General features: G+C 71.6%; 6 protein-coding genes. All 6 read right to left on the bottom strand.

Translation table 11 applies throughout. The features are described from left to right. Positions 1-137 precede the first annotated feature (137 nt). Entirely contained in the window at positions 138-3,848 is a 3,711-nt protein-coding gene (locus QCN29_RS33020) for a ThuA domain-containing protein (protein ID WP_279932776.1), read from the bottom strand. A 314-nt stretch (positions 3,849-4,162) separates the two neighbouring features. After that, on the bottom strand, positions 4,163-5,167 hold the full coding sequence (locus QCN29_RS33025) for a sugar phosphate isomerase/epimerase family protein (protein ID WP_279932777.1): 1,005 nt from the start codon (positions 5,165-5,167) through the stop codon (positions 4,163-4,165). 9 nt (positions 5,168-5,176) lie between these two features. Continuing rightward, positions 5,177-6,307 (bottom strand): Gfo/Idh/MocA family protein, encoded by a 1,131-nt coding sequence (locus QCN29_RS33030; RefSeq protein ID WP_279932784.1) that lies wholly within the window; start codon positions 6,305-6,307, stop codon positions 5,177-5,179. Between the two features lie 146 nt (positions 6,308-6,453). Further along, positions 6,454-7,491, bottom strand: coding sequence for a substrate-binding domain-containing protein (locus tag QCN29_RS33035; protein WP_279932778.1), 1,038 nt, complete (start codon positions 7,489-7,491; stop codon positions 6,454-6,456). 68 nt (positions 7,492-7,559) lie between these two features. Continuing rightward, complete coding sequence (locus QCN29_RS33040; RefSeq protein WP_279932779.1) at positions 7,560-8,591, bottom strand: ABC transporter permease; 1,032 nt, start codon at positions 8,589-8,591, stop codon at positions 7,560-7,562. Continuing rightward, positions 8,588-9,370: ATP-binding cassette domain-containing protein (locus QCN29_RS33045; RefSeq protein WP_279932781.1), on the bottom strand; the 783-nt coding region annotated here is incomplete at its 5' end. The genes QCN29_RS33040 and QCN29_RS33045, both read right to left, overlap by 4 nt.

Below are 9,370 nucleotides of genomic sequence, written 5' to 3' on the forward strand. Positions count from 1 at the left end.
CGCCCGGCCGTTCCTGCCGAGCCCTGGCGTGCCCGGCCTTGCTCGCCCGGCCGGGCCGGCTGGTGTCATGGTCCGGCCGGTGGGGCGGCGGGCGGGGGTACGGCGCCTCCCCGCCCGCCGCCGGCTGCCGGGAGCCGCTACGAGGGCAGCTCCTTGAGCTTGATGTTGCGGAAGGAGACCTGGTCGCCGTCCCCGTGGTTCTGGATGCCGAGGTGGCCGTCCTTCAGGCTGCGCGCGGGGTCGGCGTTGACGAAGTCGTTGATCTTCACCCCGTTGAGGAAGACCTGCAGACGTTCGCCGCGGACCTGGATCTCATAGGTGTTCCACTGGCCGGGCGGCCGCAGCGCCCGGTCGCGGGCGGCGATGTCCGCCGACTTGAAGCCGTAGACCGCGCCCGTGGTGCGCTCCGGTGCGTCGGTGGCGTCGATCTGCACCTCGTAGCCGTTGTGCACCGCGGACCAGGGGTCGTCGGAGGCGGGGAAGCCCACGAAGATCCCCGAGTTGTCGTCGCCCGCCAGCTTCCAGTCGAGGGTCAGCGAGTACGCGGAGAACTCTCTGGCCTGGTACCAGAGCAGGCCCATGCCGCCGCGTGAGCGCAGCTCGCCGTCGACGACGTCGAAGCCCCCGGGGCCGGCCTGCTTCCAGCCGTCCAGGGTCTCGCCGTTGAACAGCGGCCGGTAGCCCTGCCGCGGCCGGCAGTCGGCCTCGACCTGACCGGTCGCGTATTGCAGCCCGCCCAGCAGATGCTGCCGGAAGGCCGGCTCGGCGTAGGCCTCCTCGGTGTGGCCGCCTCCTGTGTAGAAGGAGCGGCCGCCCTGATAGCTCTGGCACCAGGCGATGGGGTGGTCCCCCTTCATCGTGCCGCCCTGATAGGTGGTTTCGTCGAGCGTGGCGAGGATGCGCACGCCCCCGCGGGGATTGGTGCGGTAGTTGTACCACTCGTCGGTGCGCTGCCAGGCTGCGTCCAGGTGGGAGGTGGCCGGATGGGTGCGGTCCTCCAGCCGCAGAGCGGCCCGCTGGATATGCGGGTGTGAGGAGAAGTACGCGCCGACGAGTCCGCCGTAGAAGTCCCAGTCGTACTCGGTGTCGGCGGCGGCGTGGATGCCCATGTAGCCGCCGCCCGCGGCGATGTACCGCTCGAACGCCGACTGCTGCTCGGCGTCGAGGACGTCGCCGGTGGTGGACAGGAAGACCACGGCGTCGTAGCGGGCCAGGTTGCCCGCTGTGAACTGGCGGGACTCCTCGGTGGCGTCGACGGTCATACTGCCGTCGCCGCCCAGTTCCTTCAGGGCGGCGATGCCTGCGGGGATGGAGCCGTGTCGGAAGCCGGCGGTCTTGGAGAACACCAGGACCCGCTTGGCGGCGCGGTCGCGCGGGGTGTCGGAGAGGGTGAAGTCGTCCACGTCGAAGAGGGCTCCTTGGCCGCCCCTGAACACCAGGAACAGGTCCGTTGTCCGCTTCGGCACCCGCCGCAGGGATACGTCGACGTCCTGGAAGGTCTCCCAGCCGCCGGTGACCGGCACGGGCGTGGAGCCCAGGATCCGTCCGTCGGCCGATCCGGTGCGCACCTCGAGGATGCCGCCCGCGCCGCCCGAGGAGATCCGGGCGGTCAGCGTGGTCGCCTTGTCGAGCAGATACGGCGTGAAGGAGATCCAGTCGCCGTTGTGGATGTCGCCCACGGTCTTGCCACCGTGTGCGGCGTCCTTGTCGTAGGTCCGGATGCCCGAGGAGTCGTCGAAGTGTTCGGCCTGCCGCTGCCGGGGCTGGAGTTTGGCCTGGTCGCGGCCGGTGAGAGCGGCCTGCCCGCCGCCTCCCCGGTCCGTGTACTCGGCGGCGAGCACGCCGAAGACGTCGGCGTCGGGGTCATGGCCGCCGTCCGAGGACGTCTTGATCACACCGCTGCAGCCGTGGGCCGAGGTGATGGGGTGGCCGTGGCTGTCATGGCCGAGGACGTAGTTCACCGTGACCTCGGCGCAGTCGACGGCGCCGTCCTCGGGGTCGGTGACCTCGACCTCGAAGGGGATCTCGTCGCCGAACTCGAACAGCTGTCCTTCTGCGGGCAGTTCGAGCCGCACGGTGGGCGCGGTGTTGCCGACGACGACGCGTACGCTCGCGGAGCCGGTGCGGCCGTCGGGGTCCTCGGCGGTGAGGGTGGCGGTGTAGGTGCCGTTCGCGGTGTACCGGTGCGTGGGGTGAGGCTCGGTCGAGGTGGTTCCGTCGCCGAAGTCCCAGCGGTGGGAGAGCGGGTCCCCGTCGGCGTCGGAGGTGCCGGCCGAGGAGAAGCGGACCCGCAGCGGGGCCTGTCCCGAGACCTTGTCGGCGTTCGCCTCGGCGACCGGGGAGCGGCCGCCGGCGGCGTTCTCGATGCGGTAGAGGCCGGAGTTCTCGTCGCCCCCGAACCATGAGGTGCCGTAGTCGAGGACGTAGAGCGCGCCGTCGGGACCAAAGGCCATGTCCATCACCTGGGTGCCGGTCCAGGGCACGTCGTCGATGGACCGCACCGCTCCGTCGGCGGCGTGCTCGATGCGCTTGATCCAGCGGCGGCCGAACTCCCCGGCGAAGAAGTCGCCGTCGTACGCCTCCGGGAACTTCACGGGGGAGGCGGACGAGGGGTCGTAGCGGTAGACGGGTCCGCCCATGGGGGATTCGGAGCCGGTGCCGAACTCCGGCACGGAGCCTCCGTCGTACGGAATCCAGGCGGGCTGCGCGGGCGGCAGCTCGGTCAGGCCCGTGTTGTGTGCGGAGTCGTTCCGCGGGGCCGCGCAGTCGAAGGCCGCGCCGGATGTCCGGGTGGCGAAGTCGTAGTCGGTGTAGGCGTCGTTGTCCCCGGCGCAGAAGGGCCAGCCGTAGTTGCCGGGGCCGGTGACACGGTTGAACTCGACCTGTCCCGCCGGTCCGCGGGCGGGGTCGGCGGACCCGGCGTCGGGCCCGTAGTCGCCGACGTACAGCACGCCGGTCTGCTGGTCGACGCTGAAGCGGAAGGGGTTGCGGAAGCCCATGGCATAGATCTCCGGCCGCGCCTTGTCGGTGCCCGGCGGGAAGAGATTGCCGTCGGGGACGGTGTACGAGCCGTCGTCCCCCACGGTGATCCGCAGGATCTTGCCGCGGAGGTCGTCGGTGTTGCCCGAGGTGCGGCGGGCGTCATAGGCGGGGTTGCGTCCCGGCCGGTCGTCGATCGGCGTGTAGCCGTCGGAGGCGAAGGGGTTGGTGTCGTCGCCGGTCGACAGATACAGATTGCCCTGGGCGTCGAAGTCGATGTCGCCGCCGACGTGACAGCAGATGCCGCGGGTGGCGGGGACGTCGAGGATCTTCTTCTCGCTGGCGTTGTCGAGGGTGCCGTCGGCTTTCAGGACGAAGCGGGAGAGCCGGTTGACGCCCTCGTACACAGCGAAGTCTTCCGGGGCCCCATGGCCGGGGGCGTCGCCCTCGGGGGTGTCCAGCGGGGGCGCGTAGTACAGGTAGACGAAGCGGTTGTCGCTGAAGTCCGGGTCGGCTGCGATGCCCTGGAGGCCTTCCTCGTCATGGGAGTAGACGGGGACGGCGCCGATCACTCGGGTGTTGCCGGCGCTGTCCGTCATCCGGAGCTCGCCGTCGCGCGAGGTGTGCAGCACGCTGCGGTCCGGCAGGACGGCGAGCGACATGGGTTCGCCCATCTCGGCCTCCCCCTTGGCGAGGGTGACCTGCTGGAAGGACCCGGCTTCAGGGGCGGGGGCGGGCAGGGGAGCGGGGGCGGGAGCGGCCAGTGCGGGCGGGAGCGAGAGGGAGGCGGCTGCGAGCAGACTGCCGGTGAGGAGTGCGACCACCTGCTGAGCCCGGCGTCGCCGTGGGCTGTGGTGTCTGTTGTGCACGAATGTCCTCCGGAAGTGGCCGGTCGAACGGTCGGGTTGCCGTGGAACCGGAGTGCGCCGTCACGCCGGTTGGACCGCTTGTGTCGTGTACGCATCATGGGACGGTAGCGGGCTTCGTCCGGAGCGGAAAGCCCTTGTGCGCGGGTGAAGTTGAACTTCATCCCGGGCGAGGACAAAGAGGGCGGGGCGGCCTTCCCGTTGACCGGGGACAGGCCCCGGACCCCCGGCACGGCCTTCGGCCGTGTCCTCGATCGCCGGACGGGCTTGAAGATCAAGCCCCGCCTGGGGAGGAAGACGCCCCGCAGAGCCCCCCCCTACTCGCCGCCCGAGAACGCCGCGTCGAACCCCGCCCCCGGCGGCTCGAAGTCGAACCGCTTCAGCGCGGCGAGGGCCCGCGGCGCGCCCGTCATACGGTCCATCCCCGCGTCCTCCCACTCCACCGAGACCGGCCCGTCGTAGCCGATGGAGCGCAGCATCCGGAAGACGTCCTCCCAGGGCACGTCGCCGTGCCCGGCCGAGACGAAGTCCCAGCCGCGCCGTGGATCGCCCCAGGGGAGATGAGAGCCGAGTCTGCCGTTGCGGCCGTCGAGGCGCTTGCGGGCCTCCTTGCAGTCGACGTGGTAGATCCGCTCCCGGAAGTCGTAGAGGAAGCCGACCGGGTCGAGGTCCTGCCAGACGAAGTGGCTGGGGTCGAAGTTGAGCCCGAAGGCGGGCCTTCGGTCCACCGCGTCGAGGGCCCGCCGGGTGGTCCAGTAGTCGTACGCGATCTCGCCGGGGTGCACCTCGTGGGCGAAGCGCACCCCCTCCGCGTCGAAGACGTCCAGAACCGGGTTCCACCGCTCGGCGAAGTCCTCGTAGCCGCGCTCGACCATCCGCTCCGGCACCGGCGGGAACATCGCCACGAGATGCCAGATGGAGGACCCGGTGAAGCCGACGACGGTACGCACCCCGAAGGCGGCCGCGGCGCGTGCGGAATCGGCGAGTTCGCGCGCCGCCCGCCGCCGTACGCCTTCGGGCTCGCCGTCGCCCCACACCCGGGCCGGGACGATGGCCTGGTGCCGTGCGTCGATCGGGTCGTCGCAGACGGCCTGTCCGACCAGATGGTTGGAGATCGCCCAGCACTTCAGCCCGTACTTCTCCAGCAGCGCGTGCCGCCCGGCGAGATAGCCCGGGTCGGCGAGTGCCTTGTCGACCTCGAAATGGTCGCCCCAGCAGGCGAGTTCAAGGCCGTCGTAGCCGAAGTCGCGGGCGAGCCGGCAGACCTCCTCCAGCGGCAGATCGGCCCACTGGCCGGTGAACAGCGTGAACGGTCGTGGCATTGCTGTCTCCTATGCCGGGACGGGTACGGGGGTGTAGACGGCGTTCTTCTCGGCGCTCTCCTCCACCGCGGCCAGCACCCGCTGCACCTGCAGCCCGTCGGCGAAGGACGGCGCCGCGGGCGCGCCCCCGGCGACGGCGAGCAGCAGATCGCGGGCCTGGTGGACGAAGGTGTGCTCATAGCCCAGCCCGTGCCCGGGCGGCCACCAGGCGTCCAGATAGGGGTGGTCCGGCTCGGTGACGAGGATGCGTCGGAAGCCGGAGGAGGCGGGCGGCTCGGTGTGGTCGTGGAAGGAGAGCTCGTTGAGGCGCTCCATGTCGAAGGCGAGCGATCCGCGCTCCCCGTTGATCTCCAGCCGGAGGGCGTTCTTGCGCCCGGCCGCCATCCGGGTGGCCTCGAAGGAGGCGAGCGCCCCGGAGGCGAGCCGTCCGGTGAACAGCGCGGCGTCGTCCACGGTGACCCGCCCCCGCCTCCCGGGGTCGCCGGCCGGCAGCGGACGCTCCCGTACGAAGGTCTCCGCCAGCGCCGACACGCCGGTTACCGGCTCTCCGGCCAGATGCTGTGCGAGGTCCACGATGTGCGCGCCGAGGTCGCCGAGGGCGCCGGATCCGGCGTGCTCGCGGCGCAGCCGCCAGGTGAGCGGGAAGTCGGGGTCGACGAGCCAGTCCTGAAGGTAGGCCAGCCGCAGATGGCGCAGCGTCCCGAGCCGTCCCTCGGCGATCAGACGGCGGGCGTATGCGATCGCCGGCACCCGACGGTAGTTGAAGCCGACCATCGCCGTCTGCCCGCGGGCGCGTGCCCGCTCGGCCGCGGAGGCCATGGCCTCCGCCTCCGCGACCGAGTTCGCGAGCGGCTTCTCGCACAGCACGTGCTTGCCCGCGTCCAGCGCGGCCACCGCGATCTCCGCATGGCTGTCCCCCGGCGTGCAGATGTCGACGAGCTGTACGTCGTCCCGGGCCACCAGGGCGCGCCAGTCGGTCTCCGCCGCCGCCCAGCCGTGCTGGGCGGCGGCGGCCCGCACGGCCGCCCCGTCCCGCCCGGCGACGGCGGCGAGGCGCGGCCGCAGCGGCAGGTCGAAGACGCGGCCCGCGGTGCGCCAGCCCTGGGAGTGGGCCGCGCCCATGAAGGCGTATCCGACCATGCCGATGCCGAGCGTCGGCGGCGCCTCCACCCCGTCGGCGGCGGATGCGTCAAGCCGGCCGTCCCGGCCGGCCCGGTGTCCGGTACAGGGCTGCTCCATGCGGTTCCTCCTCCTCGTATGTGCTCGATGGGGGGCGGCCGGGCGTGTCAGCTGAACCCGGTGGGCAGGTACGCGTCGACGTTGTCCTTGGTGACGACGGCCGAGTAGAGCGTGACCGAGGCGGGGATCTCCAGTTCCGCCATGCCGCCCACGCCCTTGTTCTGGCCGAGTGCGCGGGCGAGGTCGATGGCGGAGGCGGCCATGGTCGGCGGGTAGAGCACGGTCGCCTTGAGCACGCCGTCGTCGGCCTTGATGGCGTCCATCGCCGACTTCGCGCCCGCGCCGCCGACCATCAGGAACTCGTCCCGTCCGGCCTGGGCGATGGCGCGCAGCGCGCCCACGCCCTGGTCGTCGTCGTGGTTCCACAGCGCGTCGAAGGCGGACTGCGCCTGGAGCAGCTGGGCCATCTTGGCCTGGCCGGACTCGACGGTGAACTCCGCTGCCTGCCGCGCCACTTTGGTGATGTTGGGGTAGTTCTTCAGGGCGTCGTCGAATCCCCGGGTGCGCTGCTGCGTCAGCTCCAGATTGTCCATGCCGGCCAGCTCGACGACCTTCGCGTCCGGCTTGTCCTTGAGCCGTTCGCCGATGTAGCGGCCGGCGTTGAGGCCCATACCGTAGTTGTCGCCGCCGATCCAGCAGCGGTACGCCTGCGGGGAGGCGAAGATCCGGTCCAGGTTGATGACGGGGATGCCCGCCTTCATGGCCTGCAGGCCTGCCTGGGTCAGCGCCTTGCCGTCCGCGGGGAGGACGACCAGGACGTCGACCTTCTTGTTGATCAGTGTCTGGACCTGGCCGATCTGCGCGGCGGTGTCATTGGAGCCCTCGGTGATCTCCAGTGTGACGTCGGAGTAGCGTGCGGCGCGTGATGTGGCGTTCTCGTTGATGGCGTTGAGCCAGCCGTGATCGGCCTGCGGCCCGGCGAAGCCGATGGTGACGGGGGCGCCCGGCTTGTCGTCCGCGGCGGGCGCGGTGTCGGCGTCCGACCGGGCGTTCTTGGGTTCATTGCTGGTGCAGGCGGCGAGGAGGGCGCCCGTCGACACGGCGGCGGCGCCGAAGAGCAGTCCTCTGCGACTGGATTCTGGCATGGCGTGAGAACCCCTTTGCATCGGGTGTGTCGGATACATCCGGCGTACCGGCGGGCTGTGGGCGGCGGTCAGGTCGCGCTGTCGCGCAGGGTGCGGCGCTGGACCAGAACGGCGGCGACGATGATCGCCCCCTTGGCGATCTGCTGGACGTCGCTCTGCAGATTGTTCAGGGCGAAGATGTTGGTGATCGTGGTGAAGACCAGCACGCCCAGCACCGAGCCCGCGATCGTGCCGCGGCCGCCGCTGAGCAGCGTGCCGCCGATGATCGCGGCGGCGATGGCGTCGAGTTCGTACAGATTGCCGTTGGTGTTCTGCCCCGACCCGGACAGCACGATCAGCAGGAAGGCGGCGATGCCGCAGCACAGCCCGGAGAGCAGATAGAGGTACAGCCGCTGACGGCGTACGTCGATGCCGGCCAGCCGGGCGGCCTCCGCGTTGCCGCCGACGGCCACGGTGCGCCGGCCGAAGACGGTGCGGTTCAGCAGCAGCCAGCCGATGGCGGTGACGGCCGCGAAGACCAGCACCAGGGGCGGCACGCCCAGCACATAGGCGTCCGGGACGCCGAGGTCCAGCACCGCGTCGACGGTCACGATCTGCGTTCTGCCGTCGGTGATCTGCAGCGCCAGGCCGCGGGCGGAGGCGAGCATGGCGAGCGTCGCGATGAACGGCGCCATCCCCCCGTACGCGATGAGGAGGCCGTTCACCAGCCCGCAGCCCAGCCCGACCGCGGCGGCCGTGAAGAGGATGCCCGCGAAGCCGTACTCCTGGGTGGCGACGGTGGTGGCCCACACGGAGGCGAGTGCGACGATCGCCCCGACCGACAGATCGATCCCGCCGCCGGTGATCACAAAGGTCATGCCGACGGTGACGACGCCGATGACCGACGCCTGGGTGAGGACGAGCTGAAGGTTGGACGCCGCGAGGAACTGATCGGGCCTGGTGAGGCCGCCGACCACGACGAGCGCGGCGAGCACGCCGAGGAGGGAGAGATTGCGGGCGTCGGCCCGCAGGCCCGCCGGCCGCCGGCCGCCGCGCTCCCTGTTCTGCGGACCGGCGGACGGCTGGGCGTCCCGCCGTGCCGTGGGGGCGGGCTGCGTCATGGCGTTGCACTTCCTTCCAGCACGAGGTCGAGGACGCGGTGTTCGTCGAGTTCCGGGGCGGGCGCGGTGTGCACGACACGGCCTTCGCGGAGCACCAGCACCCGGTCGGCGAGGCCCAGCACTTCGGGGATCTCGCTGGACACGAGCAGCACGGCGAGTCCGTCGTCCGCCAGCCGCCGGATGACGGCGTAGAGCTCGGCGCGGGCGCCGACGTCGACGCCGCGGGTGGGCTCGTCGAGGAGCAGCACCCGGCAGCCGCGCAGCAGCCAGCGGGCGAGGACGGCCTTCTGCTGGTTGCCGCCGGACAGGGTGCGCACGGGGGTGTCGGGGTCGTCGGGGCGCAGCGACAGGTCCCGCGTCGCGGCGCGGGCCGCGTTCCGTTCCGCCGTGCGGTCGATCCATCCGCCGCGGGAGAAGCGGGTCAGGGACGACGCCGAGACATTGGCGGTGACGGACTGGAGCATGAGCAGGGCCTGTGACTTGCGCTCCTCGGGGGCGAGGCCGATGCCCGCGCGGACTGCGGCGCGTACGCTGCCGGGGCGCAGGGGGACGCCGTTCACCAGGACGCGCCCCGCGCTGGGCCGGCGTGCGCCGTAGAGCGTCTCCAGGATCTCGGAGCGGCCGGAGCCGACGAGTCCGGCGAGACCGACGATCTCCCCGGGCCGCAGTTGAAGGTCGAGTGGCGCGAACTCTCCTTTCCGTGCGAGGCCTTCCGCCGTCAGCACCGGTGCGGCGGCGCCGGAAGCGGCCGGCCCGTGGCCGCCGCGCCCGTGGCCGCC

The organism is Streptomyces chengmaiensis, from assembly GCF_029846775.1.
In the GTDB taxonomy this organism is placed as follows: Bacteria; Actinomycetota; Actinomycetes; order Streptomycetales; family Streptomycetaceae; genus Streptomyces; species Streptomyces chengmaiensis.